Source organism: Streptomyces tendae (genome assembly GCF_008632955.1).
Lineage (GTDB): Bacteria > Actinomycetota > Actinomycetes > Streptomycetales > Streptomycetaceae > Streptomyces.
Genome location: NZ_CP043959.1, coordinates 4,340,612 through 4,356,630, shown reverse-complemented (window position 1 = coordinate 4,356,630; position 16,019 = coordinate 4,340,612). Strand labels below are relative to the sequence as shown.

16 protein-coding genes are annotated in these 16,019 nt (G+C 74.8%); 10 read left to right on the top strand and 6 right to left on the bottom strand.

The window, feature by feature from the left end:
- Positions 1-69: 69 nt before the first annotated feature.
- Positions 70-1,722 carry an FUSC family protein gene (locus F3L20_RS20005; RefSeq protein WP_240810712.1) on the bottom strand — a complete coding sequence of 551 codons (1,653 nt, stop codon included), beginning with the start codon at positions 1,720-1,722 and terminating at the stop codon, positions 70-72.
- A gap of 745 nt (positions 1,723-2,467) precedes the next feature.
- Between F3L20_RS20005 and F3L20_RS20000 the strand changes: the two genes are divergently transcribed.
- Both F3L20_RS20000 and F3L20_RS19995 read left to right on the top strand, forming a co-directional pair.
- Positions 2,468-3,622, top strand: a complete 1,155-nt coding sequence (locus F3L20_RS20000; protein ID WP_150155533.1) for a DUF3103 family protein — start codon at positions 2,468-2,470, stop codon at positions 3,620-3,622.
- A gap of 198 nt (positions 3,623-3,820) precedes the next feature.
- Positions 3,821-4,300: a universal stress protein gene (locus F3L20_RS19995; protein WP_150155532.1), complete on the top strand. Its 480-nt coding sequence runs from the start codon at positions 3,821-3,823 to the stop codon at positions 4,298-4,300.
- 9 nt (positions 4,301-4,309) lie between these two features.
- On the opposite strand, the gene F3L20_RS19990 is transcribed toward F3L20_RS19995, so the two are convergent.
- Entirely contained in the window at positions 4,310-4,894 is a 585-nt protein-coding gene (locus F3L20_RS19990; RefSeq protein ID WP_150155531.1) for a TetR/AcrR family transcriptional regulator, read from the bottom strand.
- A gap of 74 nt (positions 4,895-4,968) precedes the next feature.
- Here F3L20_RS19990 and F3L20_RS19985 point away from each other — a divergent pair, with 74 nt between their 5' ends.
- Positions 4,969-6,030: a zinc-binding dehydrogenase gene (locus F3L20_RS19985; protein ID WP_150155530.1), complete on the top strand. Its 1,062-nt coding sequence runs from the start codon at positions 4,969-4,971 to the stop codon at positions 6,028-6,030.
- Positions 6,031-6,189: 159 nt separating this feature from the next.
- Here F3L20_RS19985 and F3L20_RS19980 read toward each other — a convergent pair whose 3' ends face one another.
- Both F3L20_RS19980 and F3L20_RS19975 read right to left on the bottom strand, forming a co-directional pair.
- Positions 6,190-7,707, bottom strand: a complete 1,518-nt coding sequence (locus tag F3L20_RS19980; RefSeq protein WP_150155529.1) for an MFS transporter — start codon at positions 7,705-7,707, stop codon at positions 6,190-6,192.
- Positions 7,708-7,862: 155 nt separating this feature from the next.
- The gene (locus F3L20_RS19975) at positions 7,863-8,882 is read right to left on the bottom strand and encodes a LacI family DNA-binding transcriptional regulator (protein ID WP_150155528.1); all 1,020 of its coding nucleotides are present in this window, start codon (positions 8,880-8,882) and stop codon (positions 7,863-7,865) included.
- Between the two features lie 142 nt (positions 8,883-9,024).
- On the opposite strand from F3L20_RS19975, the gene F3L20_RS19970 reads away from it, so the two are divergent.
- From F3L20_RS19970 to F3L20_RS19940, 7 genes are all read left to right on the top strand, one after another.
- On the top strand, positions 9,025-9,876 hold the full coding sequence (locus tag F3L20_RS19970) for a phytanoyl-CoA dioxygenase family protein (protein ID WP_150155527.1): 852 nt from the start codon (positions 9,025-9,027) through the stop codon (positions 9,874-9,876).
- Positions 9,877-9,914: 38 nt separating this feature from the next.
- Positions 9,915-10,985 (top strand): sulfite oxidase, encoded by a 1,071-nt coding sequence (locus F3L20_RS19965; RefSeq protein ID WP_150155526.1) that lies wholly within the window; start codon positions 9,915-9,917, stop codon positions 10,983-10,985.
- 92 nt (positions 10,986-11,077) lie between these two features.
- The gene (locus F3L20_RS19960) at positions 11,078-12,010 is read left to right on the top strand and encodes a Rieske 2Fe-2S domain-containing protein (protein WP_150155525.1); all 933 of its coding nucleotides are present in this window, start codon (positions 11,078-11,080) and stop codon (positions 12,008-12,010) included.
- Positions 12,007-12,534, top strand: coding sequence for a DUF1360 domain-containing protein (locus tag F3L20_RS19955; protein WP_150155524.1), 528 nt, complete (start codon positions 12,007-12,009; stop codon positions 12,532-12,534). Before F3L20_RS19960 ends, F3L20_RS19955 begins: the two co-directional genes overlap by 4 nt.
- A 132-nt stretch (positions 12,535-12,666) precedes the next feature.
- Positions 12,667-13,134 (top strand): hypothetical protein, encoded by a 468-nt coding sequence (locus F3L20_RS19950; protein WP_150155523.1) that lies wholly within the window; start codon positions 12,667-12,669, stop codon positions 13,132-13,134.
- Entirely contained in the window at positions 13,131-14,306 is a 1,176-nt protein-coding gene (locus tag F3L20_RS19945) for a zinc-dependent alcohol dehydrogenase (RefSeq protein WP_150155522.1), read from the top strand. The genes F3L20_RS19950 and F3L20_RS19945 overlap by 4 nt, the downstream gene beginning before the upstream one ends.
- A gap of 7 nt (positions 14,307-14,313) precedes the next feature.
- On the top strand, positions 14,314-15,012 hold the full coding sequence (locus F3L20_RS19940; RefSeq protein ID WP_240810711.1) for a phosphodiesterase: 699 nt from the start codon (positions 14,314-14,316) through the stop codon (positions 15,010-15,012).
- Positions 15,013-15,075: 63 nt separating this feature from the next.
- Here F3L20_RS19940 and F3L20_RS19935 read toward each other — a convergent pair whose 3' ends face one another.
- The gene (locus tag F3L20_RS19935; RefSeq protein WP_150155521.1) at positions 15,076-15,771 is read right to left on the bottom strand and encodes a hemerythrin domain-containing protein; all 696 of its coding nucleotides are present in this window, start codon (positions 15,769-15,771) and stop codon (positions 15,076-15,078) included.
- Positions 15,772-15,773: 2 nt separating this feature from the next.
- The gene (locus tag F3L20_RS34045; protein WP_167534564.1) at positions 15,774-15,935 is read right to left on the bottom strand and encodes a hypothetical protein; all 162 of its coding nucleotides are present in this window, start codon (positions 15,933-15,935) and stop codon (positions 15,774-15,776) included.
- Between the last annotated feature and the right edge of the window lie 84 nt (positions 15,936-16,019).

Sequence of the window (16,019 nt, the reverse complement as noted above, 5' to 3'; positions counted from 1 at the left end):
GACACCGGCTCCTGCTCCCGATCCTCGCCGCACGCGCCGGGTCCCGCGCGTCGACCGGGCCACGCGGCGTCACCGGTGACCGTCCCGGCCCTCGTCGCCCGGCCCGACGGCCTGCTCCAGGTCGGAGGCGAGGGCGTGCAGCCACACCTCCACGTCGACCAGGTGGGAGACGGACGGTGCCGGGATCCGCCCCAGGATTCCCTTCGGCAGGGGTGCCGGTCGCACGGTCACACCGCCGGCCGGGAAGTCCGCCGCCCGCAGCGCGGCCGACACCACCTCGTCCGCCGCCGCCCGGGCCCAGGCCGCCGCGTCGGGAGGCCACGGCGTCCCCGGAGACCAGGGCACCCAGTAGGTGCCGGTCAGAACGCGGGAGCCGAAGTTGAGCGCGGCGAGCCAGTCGGACCCGCCGTCCGCCGGGCGGCGGGGCGGGGGCTCGGTCCGCAGCTGCGCGTACGAGGCGTGGGCGATGCGCCATCGCAGCAGCGCGCGCCGCAGCGTCGGGGCCGCGTCCGCGCGGCTCGTGGGGGCGGCGTGGCCGGCCGCCGTCCGCTCGACGGTGACCCGTACCAACGGGGCGGTGGTGCGGAACAGGGCGGCCGCGCTGCGCCGCATCTCGGCCCGCGCACCGGCGGGCCAGGCCAGTACCCCGCACACCAGTCCGATCACGCTGCCGGTGAGCACGTCGACGATCCTGGCCTCCGCCAGCTGCCACGTGACCGGCGCGATCTGTGCGAACGCCATGGACACCACCAGGGTGAAGAGCCCCTGCCCCCAGGCGGGCCCGCCCACCGGCCCAGCCCAGAAGGCCACCAGCATCGTGGGCACCAGCAGGGCGGCGTACACCTCGGTCGCGTCGCCCGCCGAGGCCAGCAGCGCACCCGCCGCGAGCGATCCGACCAGCGTCCCCATCGCGGCTCCGCGCACCGCGGACCAGGTGGCGCCCGCCGTGGTGCGGCCCAGGGTCAGCATGCCCAGCAGGACCCAGAAGCCGTGCGACAGGTCCAGCGACCCCGCCACCAGCCGGGCGAGCGCCAGCCCGCAGGCGGTGCGGACGGCGTTCTGGAAGACGACGGAGCGCGGCGTGACATGGTCGGCGATCCGCACCCACCACAGCCGGGCCGTGGAGGCGCCGGCGTACCAGAACTGCTCGCGCGGCAGTCCGGGCAGCGGCCCCCGTCGTCCGGTCGCCAGGGCCACCGCCGCGCTCACCGTCACCGTGGACACCGCGACGGCGAGAAGCGTCGACTGGCGGCTCAGCAGCGGGTGCGGGTCCCCGCGCAGGTCCGACGGCACGCCCCTGGTGGCCGCGTACTGCGCGGTCATCTCCTCGATCCCCGCGGGGTCGGGGCGCGGGCGCGTCCCGCGCAACGCGCCGGCCGTGTCGGCGCAGGCGGCCGCGAGACCGCGCAGCAGGGTGGCCGAGGGCAGGTCCACCGGTGGCCGCAGCAGTGGCGCGAGGACGGCGAGCAGGTCGAGGCAGCGGCGGGTCGCGTATCCCGCCTGGGCCAGCGCGCGGTCCCGCGCGCCGGCTCCGGTGGGGCGGCCGCCGGCCGGTGTCCTCGAGAAGCGCAGGTCCCGGCCTGCCGTCCGCAGTGCCTCGGCCGTCTCCCGGCCGTCGGCGACGCCTCGCAGCAGCTCCCGTACGGCGTGCGCGGCGAGGTCGAGGCTCCCGGCGATCCGGTCGCGGTACGACGGCTGCCGGGTTCCGGCAGCAACAGCCACTCGCACAGGACGGTAAGGGCCGCGCCGACGGCGAGCCCGGCCAGCCGGTCCGGCAGGGTGCCGGGGGCGTAGGGCGGGAAGCTGGCCAGGATGTAACTGAGCTGGAGCGCGGGGACGACGCCGGCCGCCCGGGAGCCGATCGAGGCGCCGAGCACGAGCACGAACCCCACGAGAAGCATCCCGAGCGCCGCGGCCCAGCTCGCTGCCGCCAGGTAGGTGCCGAGCACGATCAGCGCGGCGGCGGCCGGCACGGCGCGCAGCACGGTGCCGGCGCGCCGGCGTCCACAGCCGGGGAGCGGGGAGAGCAGCCCGAACGCGACGGGGATGAACAGCGTGTACAGCGCGAGCACGGGCCGGTCCAGCAGATCGACCGCGGGGTAGAACCCGGCGACGGCGGCGACCGTGACGCGGACCGCGCGCCGGGCGGCACCCACGGATTCGCCCCGTGACGGCGGTTTCGGCAGCGGCGTCCGCCAGGTACGCGCGTGCCCCTCGGAGCGCCCCCGGTGCCACATGGCGCACCATCCTGCCGGGACGCGGCCGAGGCGCGGGCAGGCCGCACCGTCATGGGCGGCGCTACCGCCCGTCCGGCGCACCGTGGCGCAGGCCCCCTTGCCGGAATGTCATGTCAGCGTCATCATCTCTACTCGCGGGTATCTACCCGCATAGACACCCGCACGGTCACGCTCACGAGCTCCATACGCAGTGCCCCCACCCTTCACTCGTCCCAGGAGGCTCGATCCACGTGAGACCCCGTCATCTCCGTCGCCGCGGCGCCCTCGCCGTCGCGGCGACGACCCTGGCCGTCCTGTGCGCCGGCCAGTCCCTCGGCGCCCCGCAGGCCGCCGCAGCCCCGGCCACCGCCGTCCCCGCGCCGGCCTCTCCCGCGTCCGAGGTCCACGCGGCGGAGGACCTCGCCGCGCGGGCGATCGCCGGCGCGCTCTCCGACCCCGTCTGGAACACCCGCGTCCGCCGGGCCGCGCTCGCCTCGGACGAGGTCGCCGTCACCGCCCTGGCCGACGGCACGCTGAGGTCCACCCTCGCCGCGGCCGACCGCAGGATCGCCGCCGCCAAGGGCCTCGACGCCGGCGTCGGCCCGCTGCTGCGGCTGCGGCTCGGCGACCCCTCGATGCGCGGCGCGCTCACCGCCGGCACGCCACCCTGGGTGGCCGCCGCCACCTCCGACGACGGCCCCGTCACCGCGTACGACAGCGAGGGCCGGATCCACACGCTGGACGCGCGCGAGGCGCCCGCGCACCCGGTGTACGTCGTCGACCTCGACGGCTCCCGGGCGCTGGCCGCCGGCCTGGACGTCCTGAACGAGGAGCTGGCCCGCCGCGGTGTGCGGTCCACCGCCCCGACGGCCCGGCGCACCCCGCTGCGGGACGCGTCGGCCACCGCTGCCGCCGCCGGCTTCTGGACCACCCGCGTCGCCGCGGTCTCGCTCTCCGACGACCAGGAGCCCTGGATCAAGGGCGACGCCGAGATCTACACCCTCGTCACCGGCTTCGGCCACGACGGCAAGGTGCGGGTCGACCCGGTCGACATGCCGTACCTCGACAGCGACGGCGTCGTCTACCGGCCCCAGCAGATCCTGGTCAACTGGTCGTCGTACAAGTACGACCTGGCCGACGCCGTGATGATGGAGGACGACGGCGGCACCAACTACCGCGACCTCGCCAAGGCCATCGCCGCCGTCCTGCTCACCGTCACCGACCAGGGCGCGTACATCCCGCTGGTGAACGCGGTCCTGGACGCGGTCCCGGACGACTGGTGGACCGACGACCCTGACTACGTCGACTCCTGGTACACCCTGGCCCGCACCGACAACGGCACCCGTCACGGCGCCCGCGGCAACGGCTGGATGACCCTGGAACCGTACTTCGTGCAGGAACTCTGAGGCACCGGCGCACGAGCGGCACCGCGGCGGGGGGAGACCTGCCGCGGTGCCGCCGTCCGCGCCCGAGGTCACCTCCCCGCTGCCCCTTCCGGACCCGCTGGGCTCGGCAACCGCCGCCGCGGGCCGGAGGCTGGGAACCGGGTGTGACGCGGGCGGTCCGGAGCCGGCCGGCCGCCCGGGCTCAGGTGAGGAGAGACCGTGGACGATCAGCACGGGGCGGCGGACCGCGTCGTGGTCGGGGTGGACGGCTCGCCGTCCTCGCGGCAGGCGCTGCGCTGGGCGGTGCGCCAGGCCACGCTCACCGGGGGGACCGTGCGGGCCCTGACCGCCTGGGACTACCCGCAGTACCACGGCGCGCTGGGCTGGCTGCCCCCGTCGAGCGGGGACGAGGACGCGCTGGAGGCGCGGGCGCGCGAGGACCTGACCCGGTGCGTCGAGGAGACCCTGGGCGCACGGCCGCCGGCGGAGGTCCGCACCGAGGTGCAGTACGGAACCCCGGCCAGCGTGCTGCTGCGCGCGGCCCGTGACGCGTCCCTGCTGGTGGTCGGCAGCCGGGGCCTGGGCGGGTTCGCCGGGCTGCTCCTCGGCTCCGTCGCGCAGCACTGTGCGCAGCACGCGGCCTGCCCGGTCGTCGTGGTCCGGGAGGACACCGCGACCGGCATCGGCGACGCCGACTGACGAGCCGCCTCAGTCGCGTGCGCGGACTGCGGCGCGGACCAGGTCGCGGGCCAGGTCCGTGGCCGTCGTGAGCGTGCCGAGGCCGAGAGGCCGGGTGGCGAGCGCGCCCTCGTGCAGGACGAGCAGGCGGGCGGCGAGGGTGGCCGGGTCCGGGCAGCCCGCCGCGTCGGCCAGTTCCTCGAAGAGGCGCAGCAGCCAGCGCTTCTGGTCCGTGGCGACCCGGTGCGCGGGATGCTCCGGATCGGGCAGCTCGGCCAGGGCGTTGATGAACGCGCACCCCCGGGTGTCGGTCGCGCTCCATGCGCGCAGCGTCTCGAAGGGCGCGGTGACGGCCTCCTCCTCGCTGCCGCTCACCTCGACCGCCGCGCGGACCGCCGACCGCCAGCGCCGGTCGCGCTCGGTGAGGTAGGCGGCGACGAGGTTCTCCTTCGAGCCGAAGCGGTTGTACAGGGTCCGCTTGGTCACGCCCGAGTGCTCGGCGATCAGGTCCACGCCGACCGCCGTGATGCCCCGTTCGTAGAACAGTTCCTCGGCCGCCGCCACGATGCGGCGCCCGGCCGGGGTCAGGGGAGGGGTGTCGGTGCCGTGATCCATTCGCGCAGACCTTCACTGATCGGTGTACGGTGGTGGAGAAGTATACAGATCAGTATACCTGTGAGGTGAGGATCATGTCCGAGTACATGCGCGCGGTACGCATCACACGGCACGGCGGACCGGAGGTGCTGGAAGCGGCGCAGGTGCCCGTGCCCGTGCCGCGGGCCGGTGAGGCGCTGGTGCGCGTCACGTCGGTGGCCCTGAACAACACCGACCTGTGGACCCGCGAGGGCGCCTACGGACGGCCCGGTGACCCGGAGGCCCGGTCGGGCTGGCGGGGGCCGGTCGACTTTCCCCGCGTCCAGGGCGCCGACGTCGCGGGCCGGGTGGCGGCGGTGGGGTCCGGCGGTGACGAGGGTCTGGTCGGCCGCCGCGTGGTGGTCGACCCGGCCGTCTACGACGGTGACGGTCCGGACGCCCACCCGGTGGGCCTCATGGGCAGCGAACGCGACGGCGGATACGCCGAGTACGTCACCGCCCCGCTCGACCAGCTCCACGACGTCACCGGCTCCCCGCTCACGGACGACCAGCTCGCCTCCCTGCCGACCGCGTACGGCACGGCGCTGGGCATGATCGAGCGCGGGCGCATGCGCGAGGGCGAGACCGTGCTGGTCTCGGGCGCCTCCGGCGGGGTCGGGCTCGCGCTGGTTCAGATCGCCCGCGCCCGGGGTGCCCAGGTGGTCGCCGTCAGCAGCGGCACCAAGATCGACGCGGTGCGCGAGGCAGGGGCGCACGCCGTGGTCGACCGGGCCGGGGACGTCATCGGGCAGATCCGTGCCGCCGCCCCGCAAGGCATCGACGTCGGGCTCGACGTCGTCGCCGGGGACTTGGTGAGTGAGGGCGTGCCGCTGCTGCGGGAAGGCGGACGGTGGGTGATCGCCGGGGCGCTCGGCGGCTACGGGGTGCACCTCGACGTACGCCGCCTCTATCTGCACAACGCCCAGGTGATCGGCTCGGCGATGCACACGCGGGCCCACTTCGGGCTGCTGATGGAGATGGCCCGGCAGGCCGCCGTCGAGCCGGTCGTCGCGGCGGCGTACCCGCTGGACCAGGCCGCGCGGGCGCAGGAGGAACTGGCCCGCAGGAACCACGTCGGAAAGATCGTCCTGCACCCGGGGGCCGCGTGCGGCCGCTGACGGGGCCGCCCCCGCCGTCCGCCGGGCCGCTCAGGCTGGTGATCAGCAACGCCTCCGCCGTCCGTCCGGCCGTTCAGGCGGGAGACCGGCGACGCCCCCGCCGTCCGCCGGGCCGCTCACGCCGGTGACCGGGACGCCCCGCCCCCCGCCGTGCCCCCCTCAGGTCTGCCGGGCGTGCACCGGGCTGTTCGCGACCTCCTCCGGGCACTCCCCGTGTGCCTGGCGCATCCGCCGGTCGCGCAGCCAGTCGTACGCCGCCAGGGCGAGCGAGGTCAGCATCGCCGTGAGGGCGGCACCCAGCGCGATGAACAGGGAGGATCGGAAGTCGTCGTTGCGGGCGAGCATCAGGTAGAAGAGGCCCGGCAATGCCGCCGTGCCCACCGCGGCGCCGAGCCGCTGCCCCGTCTGCAGTGCGCCGCCGGCCGCGCCCGCCATCCGCACGGGCACGTCCCGCAGCGTCATGGTGATGTTGGGGGAGACGACGAAGCCCCCGCCGATGCCGCCGACGAACAGTGCCGGGGCGGCGAGCCAGGGGGCGATGTCCAGGGGCGCGAACCGCAGCAGCAGGGCGGTACCGCCGAGCCCCACGATCACCCCCGCGAGCCCCCACACGGTGAGCAGACGCCCGAACCGGTCGACGAGACGCCCGGAGATGACGGCGGCCCCGGCCGAACCGATGGCGAAGGGCGTCACGGCGAGCCCGGACTCCAGCGGGGAGTAGTGCAGGCCGTGCTGGTAGAAGAGCGCGAAGACCAGCCAGACGCCGCTGAAGCCGATGAAGTACAGCGTGCCCACGCCCGCGCCGATGGCGTAACCGCGCACCGTGGTGAACAGCCGCGGATCGAGCAGGGGCGTGGCCCCCCGGGCGAGCAGACGGCGCTGCCTGCGGACGAAGACGGCGAGGATCGCGGCGCCGACGAGGAACAGCCACCACATGCGGCTCAGCCCGCCCGACTCCGCCTGCACCAGCGGGAACATGAACGACAGCACGCCGAGCCCGAGCAGCAGCACGCCCGGCACGTCCACATGGCCCCGCCCCGACTTCCGGGTCCGCGGCAGCAGGCGGCGCCCCAGCAGCACGGCGAGGACACCGATGGGCACGTTGACGTAGAAGATCCACCGCCATCCCTGCATGCCGTCGGCCAGCGCGAGAATCGCACCGCCGACGATCGGTCCGGACGCCGAGGAGATGCCGACGGTGGCGCCGAAGTAGCCGAAGGCGCGGCCCCGTTCGGCGCCCCGGAACATCTGCTGGATGAGGGCGGAGTTCTGCGGCGCCATGAACCCGGCCGCCAGGCCCTGGGCGAGGCGGGCCACGACCAGCAGGGTGATGCCGGGCGCCGCGCCGCAGGCCGCGCTGAACAGCACGAAGCCGCACAGGGCGATCAGGAAGATCTTCCGCCGGTCCAGGGCGTCACCCAGCCGTCCCGCCGTGACGAGGGCCAGCGCGAAGGTGAGGGCGTAGCCGGACACGACCCACTGGACCTGTGCGGGGGAGGCCCCCAGGTCGGTCTGGATGGTGGGCAGCGCGACCGCCACGATCGTGACGTCGAGCAGGCTCATGAAACCGGCGACCAGCGTCACCCACAGGGCACGCCACCGGTGCGGATCCGGCTGGTAGTCGTCATCCCGGGCACCGGGCCGGCGGTCGCCCGCCCCTGACGCCGACGCAGTCACATGGAATCCTCTCGCACGCCCGAACAGGGCGAACATGTTCCCCGGCCGGGCCACGCGCACACCCGGTGGCGCACAAAACCAGCCCACCGCCCGTCCCGGACGCCATGGCACCGCGCCACCCGGAGACCTCGGCACCGGGCCATGCCCGGCGGGCCCTAGGCGGCCGAAGCCACCGTGCTCCCGCGGACGGCCAGCCGGTGCGGGACCGTGAGGTCGGCGGCGGGCACGTCGTTGAGCGGGCTGTAGATGCGGTCGGCGAGGCACTGCAGCGCCCGCGCGGCGATCTGCCTCTTGTCGGGGGAGACGGTGGTGAGCGTCGGCCGGCCGAACCGGCCGTCCTCGATGTCGTCGAACCCGACGACCGCCAGGTCCTCCGGCACCCGCAGCCCTCGGGCGTACGCCGTGTGCAGCGCCCCCAGCGCCAGTTCGTCGCTGAACGCGAACACCGCGTCGGGCGCGTCGCCGGAGTCGAGAAGGTGGGCCATCGCCCGGGCGCCGTCGCCCCGGTGCAACGCCGTCACCGGGCGCTCCCACGCGGGGCACGGGGTGATCCCGGCACGCCGCAGCGCCGTACGGTAGCCCTCGGCACGCAGCTCGGCCGTGCCGTTGCCCAGATGGGGCTGGAGGCCGATGGCGGCGACGCGGCGGCGGCCCAGCGACAGCAGGTGCGTGGTGGCCTCGTCCGCCGCGGCCACGTTGTCCACGGCCACCCGGTCCGCCAGGCCCTGCGGGTCGCGCTCGCCGAGCAGCACCACGGGCAGGGGACGTGCGGCGGCCGTGATGTCCTCGGCCGGCAGTGCCCAGGGACTGATGATCAGACCGTCCATCACCCGGCCGCCGTCACCGGTGAGCAGCCGCCGTTCCGCCTCGGCGTCACCGTGCGTCTGGTCGATGACCACCGTCCACGACCGGCGGCGCGCCTCGTCCACGAGCAGCCCGGCCAGCTCGGCGAAGTAGGGCGAGTGCAGCTCCGGGATCGCCAGGCCGATGATGCCGGTCCGTCCCGCCCTCAGGCTCCGGGCCGCGAGGTTGGGGCGGTAGCCCAGCTCGTCGATCGCCTCCTGCACCCGTCGGCGGGTCTCGGGCGCCACCCGGGCGGAACCGTTGACCACGTTCGACACCGTGCGCGCGGAGACCCCCGCGCGCGCCGCCACGTCTTTCAGGCTGCTGCTCACCCGCACATCGTGGCATGCGCCCCAGTGCGTGGACCATGAGCGGGCACGGGCTATTGCCACGTTGAAATCAACGATGCAACATAGGACCCGGAGGGGGTACCCGGCCCGGTACCCCCACACGTCCCGCTGCAAGGAGGCACGCATGAGCCCGTACACCCACCCCGGCATCGCCCCGGCCGAGCTGGACGCCGACGTCACGGCCGACGTCCAGGCCCTCTACGAGGACGGCATCACCGCCCGCAAGGGCGCCTTCACCCCCGAGTGGGCCGACCGGCTGCGCGAGGACATCGAGACCGCCTTCGAGGAGGCCCGTAGCCGCCCCGGCGGCGCGGTCGGCCGCGGACCCCACCGCTACTACGTGGAGATCCACCCCGAACGGCTGCGCGGCTTCGTCGACCTCGTCGACCACCCGTGGGTGCGCTCCGTCTGCACGGCGGTCCTCGGCCCCGACTACCGCATCGTCGAGGTCGGCTTCGACGTCCCGCTGGAAGGCGCTGTCGACCAGCCGTGGCACCGCGACTTCCCCATGCCCGAGGAGACCCGCGCCGAGCGCCGGCTGACCTCCCTCGCCTTCAACGTTACCGCGGTCGACACGGAGGAGGACATGGGCCCCTTCGAGATCGCCCCCGGCACCCAGTGGGACGACAGCCCGGAGTTCGGCCACGGCATGTTCCCGCCCCGGACGCACTACCCGCGCTACGAGGAGCGGGCGGTGCGCAAGTACCCGCGGCGCGGCGACATCTCCGCGCGCAGCGCGCTGACCATCCACCGCGGCACCAGGAACCACTCCGCCAAGGCGCGCCCCGTCCTCGTGCTGGGCGTCGACGGCCCCGACGCGACCAACGGCGAACGGCACGACACCGCCGTCACCCGCGCCTACTGGGAGGCGCTGCCCGAGCGGGTCCGGCGCCACCTGGACTGCCCCGTCGTGGACGTCCTGGTGCCGGTGACGCAGAAGCACACCATCGAGGGCCTGGTCATGGGCGACGCCTGACCGGGCGGCCCGCCGGGGACAGGCGGACAATCACCACCATGGGCATCTGGGGCAAGCGGGACGACATGGTGGTCCACCAACAGGAGCCGTTCAACGCGGAACCTCCCGGCGGCGCCCTGGCCGGCGCGCGCATCACCGACGTCGACACCTTCTACAGCCGCAGCCACGGACCCGTGCCCCGGCTCGACCCGACGGACTGGCGGCTGACCGTCGACGGCCTGGTCGCGCACCCGCTGCGGCTGTCCCTGGCCGAGCTGCGGGACCGTTTCGAGGAGGCCGGGGCGACGGTCACCCTGCAGTGCGCGGGCAACCGGCGCGCCGGCCTGATGACCGTCCGCGACATCCCCGGCGAGACACCCTGGGGGCCGGGCGCCGCGTCCACCGCCCGGTTCCACGGCGTGCGCCTCGCCGACGTCCTCGCCCACGCCGGTGTCGCGCCGGAGGCGGCCCACATCGCCTTCCACGCCCCCGACGTCTCCCCGTCCGCCGACCCGCCCCAGCCGTACGACGTGTCCGTCCCGCGCGAGAGGGCGACGGAGCCGGACGTGCTGCTGGCCTGGGCGATGAACGGCGCGCCGCTGCCCGACGTCCACGGCGCACCCCTGCGCGTGGTCGTGCCGGGCTGGATCGGTGCCCGCAGCGTCAAGTGGCTGACCCGCGTCACCGCGCGCACCACGCCCTCCGACGGCTACTTCCAGACCACCGCCTACCGCCTTCCCGGGGGCGAGGCCGGCGCCGAGGGCGTCGCCCTCGGGCCGTTCCCGCTCAACTGCGCCGTCCTGACCCCGCAGGACGGCGCCCTCGTGGCACCCGGCCCGGTCGAGGTCACCGGCTACGCGCTCGCCGGCCAGGGGCGCACCGTCGCCCGGGTCGAGGTGTCCACGGACGGCGGCCGCGCCTGGTTCCGGGCGGCACTCGACGAGCCCGCCGGACCGGGGGTCTGGCAGCAGTGGCACATCACCCTCGACCTGCCGTCCGGTGACGCGGACGTCCTGGCCCGGGCGTGGGACACCACCGGTGCGGGCATGCCCGCGTCCCCGGCCTCTCTGTGGAACCCCAAGGGCTACGTCAACACCTCATGGCCCCGTGTGCGCCTGCGGGTCCGCTGACCGGCCCGGACGGCACGCCGTCGTTCCCGCTGTTTGCGCGCCGCGCGTGGGGAAACTCAGCGCGCATGAGCAAGAAGCCTGGGCGCCCCCTCATGGGTCAGAACCGAATGCTGTGGCTGCTGGACGCGCTGGAGCGCGATCCCGGCCGCGACAAACTGATCGACGCGCTCGGCGCAGGCGTGCGCGCGCTGCCGCTCGGACGCGTCCGGGACGTACTCCACGGGAAGTGGCTCGGCCACCCCCTGCACCCGATGTCCATCCATCTGCCCATCGGCAGCTGGATGTCGGCCGCCGTCCTGGACCTCACCCCCGGCCGGTCCCGGCAGGCGGACCTCCTGGTGGCCGTCGGCCTGGCCGGGGCCGCCCCCGCCGCGGTGACGGGCCTGACCGACTGGGCGGAACTCCACCGCGAGCAGCAGCGCGTGGGCCTGGTGCACGCCGTGGCCAACACGACGGCCGTGGGGCTCTACGGCGCCTCCCTCGTCCTGCGCCTGACCGGCCGCGGCACGGCCGGGCGCGCCCTCGGGTTCCTCGGGCTGACCGCCGTCGGCGTCGGCGGCCTGCTCGGCGGCCACATGGCGTACCGGCAGGCGGCGGGCGTCAACCACGCCGAGGAGGTGCCGCACGTCGTCAGCGACGGCTGGCACCGCGTCGGCGGCGTGGACGAGTTCCCGGTGGGCGAGCCCGTACGGCGCGTCGTGGACGACGTGCCGGTCCTGGTGGTGCGGGAGGCCGGCGGGGAGGTGCACGCACTCGCCGAACGGTGCAGCCACCTGGCCGGACCGCTGTCCGAGGGCACGGTCGCCGACGGCTGCGTCCGCTGCCCCTGGCACGGCAGCGTGTTCCGGCTCTCCGACGGCTGGAACGTCGAGGGCCCCGCCACCGCGCCCCAGCCCGCCTTCGACACCCGCGTGACCGACGGGCACGTCGAGATCCGCCTGCCCGGCGACGGCGTACCGGACACCGTGGACGGCCCGGCGACGGCCGGGGCGACGCCGGGGACGGACGGAGGACGGACGTCGTGACCAGGACGTCCGAGGGCGGTGCCGTGTCCCGGGTGAAGGGGGTGCTGCGCCGCGTCGAGCACACGTACGCGGAGGACGGCGGGCGTCCGATCCGCGGGTACCTCGTCGCCATGTCGGCGTTCGCCGCCTACACCACGGGCTGGGCCCTGGTGGTGCGGCGGCGTGGCCGGCCGGCGCCGTGGGACGTGGCACTGACCGCCGTCGCCACGTTCCGGCTGAGCCGGCTGCTGAGCAAAGGCTCGGTGACCAGCCCGCTGCGCGCCCCCTTCACCACCTTCGTCGGCCCGCAGGGACCCGCGGAACTGCACGAGGAGGCGCGGTCCGACGACCACAGGGCCACGGTCGGCGAACTGGTGACCTGCCCCTTCTGCGTCAGCGTCTGGGTCGCCTCCAGCCTCACGGCGGGGCAGCTCCTGTGGCCGCGCGCCACCCGCACCGCCATGGGGGCCGTGACCGCGCTGGCGGGCGCGGACGCGCTGCAACTGACGTACGGAGCCCTGGTGGACAGGACGACCGGTGACTGATCCCGGCCGTGCGTGCGCAGGGCCTCCGGCCCGCCCCGTGACCGCCGCCGGCGCCGGCCCGGCGCCGTTGCGCCTCACCCGCCGCGGAAACCCGGCGCCCACGATGAGGCCCGTCCGAGCAGGAGGCAGTACATGAAGAGGGCGTTGTGGATGGTTCCCGTCGCCGCCGTCGGCGTCGCGGCGGCCCGGAAGGCCGGCGCGGCCGCACGCGGCGGGGACGACCGGGCGGGCGACCGCTGGCTGACGGTGACGGTCAACCGTCCGACGGAGGACGTGCGGCAGGACGGAAAACTGCCGGACGCCCTCGAACGGCTCTCCGACCGCATCGACGTACGGCTGCGGCCGGCGCCCGGCGACCGCGGCACCGAACTCGCCGCCCGGCTCAAGGAGCCGACGCCTCCCGCCCCGGTGTCCCTGCCCGCCCGCCTCGCCGGGCAGGACCCGCGCCAGGAGGTACGGCTGGCGCTGCGCGAGGCCAAGGCCGTACTGGAGACCGGGGAGGTCATGCTCCCCGACACACCGCCGACGATTCGGCCCACCCCGGGCGGCCGGCTCGTCGGACTGTTCGGCCGCCGGTCCGGCGGGGAGGGAGTGCTGTGAAGGCCCTGTGCTGGGAAGGCGTCAACAAGCTGTCGGTCGAGCAGGTCCCCGACCCGGAACTGCGCAACGACCAGGACATCGTCGTACGGCTGATCGCCGGTACCACCTGCGGTTCCGACCTGCACCTCATCGGCGGGTACATCCCGGCGATGCGCGCCGGAGACGTCATCGGCCACGAGTTCGTCGGCGAGGTCGTCGAGACCGGGTCCGCGGTGCGGAAGCACAAGGTGGGCGACCGGGTCGTCGTCTGCTCGTTCATCGGCTGCGGCCGCTGCTGGTACTGCGCCAACGACCTGTGGTCCCTGTGCGACAACAGCAACACCAACCCGGGCATCGGGCAGGCCCTGTTCGGCTACGAGACCGCCGGCATCTTCGGCTACTCGCACGCCATGGGCGGCCTGCGCGGCAGCCACGCCGAGTACGTGCGGGTCCCGTTCGCCGACTACGGCGCCTTCACCGTCCCAGAGGGCATCGACGACACCAGCGTCCTCTTCCTGTCGGACTCGGTGCCCACCGGATGGATGGGAGCGGACCTGGCCGGCGTCAAGCCCGGCGACGTGGTGGCCGTCTGGGGCTGTGGCGCCGTGGGACAGATGGCGGCACGGGCAGCGATCCTGCTCGGGGCGGAACGCGTCATCTCCATCGACCGCATCCCCGAGCGGCTGGAGATGACCGAGCGGTACGTCGGCGCGGAGACCATCGACTACACCACCACCGACGTCGCCGCGGAACTGCGCGAACGCACCGGCGGGCGGGGCCCCGACGTGTGCATCGAGGCGGTCGGCATGGAGGCCCACAGCGACGGCCCCATGCACCTGTACGACCAGGCCAAGCAGCAGCTCCGACTGCAGACGGACCGCCCCACCGCCGTACGCCAGGCCATTCACGCCTGTCGCAAGGCAGGAACGGTGTTCATCCTGGGCGTCTTCGCGGGCGTCGTCGACAAGTTCCCGCTCGGCGCCGTGATCAACAAGGGGCTCACCGTGCGCGGCGCCCAGATGCACGGGCAGCGCTACATCCCGATGCTGCTCGACCGGCTCGCCGCCGGTGAGATCTCCACCGCCCACCTGGCCACCCACTCGTTGTCCCTCGACGACGCCCCCACGGCGTACGACATGTTCAAGCACAAGACCGACGGCTGCGTCCGCGCGGTCATCCGCCCCGGGACCTGAACCGCCCGTGGGCACCGTGCACGACACCGCCCACCGGGCCGCCGAACGGGTGGCCCGGTGGCGGGGCGCACCCGCCGTGCACTCCACCGGGGTGCTGTGCTCCGGGACCCTGCACGTGTCCGGCCGCGGCGACGCCGTCTGGGGTGTGCCGTGGCTGGACCGGCACGCCTCCTACCCGGCGACCGTGCGCTGGTCCCGCGCCCTGGGCACGCCCCGGCGACTGCCGGACGCGCTGGGCCTGGCCGTCCGCGTCGAGGACGCCGGCGGCCCCGGCCGGCCGCTCGACCTGCTGTTCACGTCCAGCGGCGCGGGACGGCTCGGCCGGCATCTGCCGCTGCTCCGGCCCGATGCCCTGACCGGGGCGTACTCCACCCTGCTGGCGTACCGGACCGGAGGATGCGAACGCGTCCTCGCCGCCTTCCCGGTGCACGGCCCGCCGCACACCCCGCAGCCGACCCTGTGGCGGGAACTCGCCCGCCGGCCCGTCCGCTTCCGCCTGTGCGCGGCCGCCCCCGGCGAACCCTGGCGGCCGTTCGCCTCGCTCATCCTCGACGCGGTGTACGCCGCCCCCGGGGAGACCACGCTGTCCTACGACCCCAACGCGCACAGCCTGCCCGGACTGCACCCCGCGGGACGCCTCAACCGCCTGCGCGACGCGGCCTACGCGGGCTCCCGCGAGGGACGCGGCGCCGAACCCCCCGGGTGAACCCGGCCAGAACGAACAGCGGAGAACGAACGGCGGCGCCCGGCGGACGCCGCCGACGTCTGCTCAGCTCCGCGTACGGCGGGCGAACCGCACCGCCAGGACGACGGCACCACCCGCCGCCGCCACCGCTCCGGCCGCCACGAGGGAGGCGCGCCGGGCGGCCGGACCGCTGCCCGGCGCCAGGTCGCGCAGCCGGTCGAAGACGCTGAGCGGCACACCGCGCAGCGCGTTCCCGGGCGGGCGCCGTGGCACACCGGGGTGCGGCCGGGTCGGGGCGGTCGCCCGCACGGCCTCCCACGCGGCGCCGATGCGTCGCAGCTTGCGGTCGTCGAACGCCACGCGCAGATGCGGCAGCAGCTCGTCCTCCTCGTCGCGGATGTCCTGCCGGACGAGGGCGAACGCCTGCTGGAGCCACTCCGCGCGCCGGGGGTCGTCCGGGGACCGCTCGATCCGTGCGATCAGCTCGTTGATCTCCTGGTGCTCCTCCTCGACCTGACGCGTGAGCGCCTCGCCGTCCGGTGCCACGCGCCGCAGCAGCGGCCACAGCACGGTCTCCTCGGCGAAGGCGTGGCTGAACACCAGCTGCACGATGTCGAGCCAGAGCGCGTCCAGCTCGTCGGCCGGGAGGTCCTCGGACTGGCAGCGGCTGATCATCGCGTCGAGCCGTGCGTGGTCCCGGCGTTGACGCATCAGGATGCTCTCGTCACCGCCGAGCGAGTCGGCGTCCTGGAGGGAGAACGAGGCGGCGCCCACGGTCATGGTCACCCTCCGGACGTGTCGTCGCCGGAGCCGTCGGCGTCCGGTGCGTCGGTGCCTCCGGACGCCTTCCGGTCCTGGCGCCTCTCCTCCTCGGGAGTGACGTCCTTCTCGCCGGTCACCTGCTCCAGCGGATGGGTCAGATCCTTGTCGTCAGGGGTGCTCATGGTCGCTCCTCGGGTCGGTTCCGACCACCGGGTTCCCCGGACCGGCGGAACCGCTCGGCCGATCCCAGACTTTGTACGAGATAT

Excerpts from the sequence above, each read along its gene's own strand:
- F3L20_RS19990 (WP_150155531.1), bottom strand. The coding sequence starts at position 4,894 with ATGGATCACGGCACCGACACCCCTCCCCTGACCCCGGCCGGGCGCCGC.
- F3L20_RS19985 (WP_150155530.1), top strand. The coding sequence starts at position 4,969 with ATGTCCGAGTACATGCGCGCGGTACGCATCACACGGCACGGCGGACCG.
- F3L20_RS19970 (WP_150155527.1), top strand. The coding sequence starts at position 9,025 with ATGAGCCCGTACACCCACCCCGGCATCGCCCCGGCCGAGCTGGACGCC.
- F3L20_RS19965 (WP_150155526.1), top strand. The coding sequence starts at position 9,915 with ATGGGCATCTGGGGCAAGCGGGACGACATGGTGGTCCACCAACAGGAG.
- F3L20_RS19960 (WP_150155525.1), top strand. The coding sequence starts at position 11,078 with ATGGGTCAGAACCGAATGCTGTGGCTGCTGGACGCGCTGGAGCGCGAT.
- F3L20_RS19950 (WP_150155523.1), top strand. The coding sequence starts at position 12,667 with ATGAAGAGGGCGTTGTGGATGGTTCCCGTCGCCGCCGTCGGCGTCGCG.
- F3L20_RS19935 (WP_150155521.1), bottom strand. The coding sequence starts at position 15,771 with ATGACCGTGGGCGCCGCCTCGTTCTCCCTCCAGGACGCCGACTCGCTC.
- F3L20_RS34045 (WP_167534564.1), bottom strand. The coding sequence starts at position 15,935 with ATGAGCACCCCTGACGACAAGGATCTGACCCATCCGCTGGAGCAGGTG.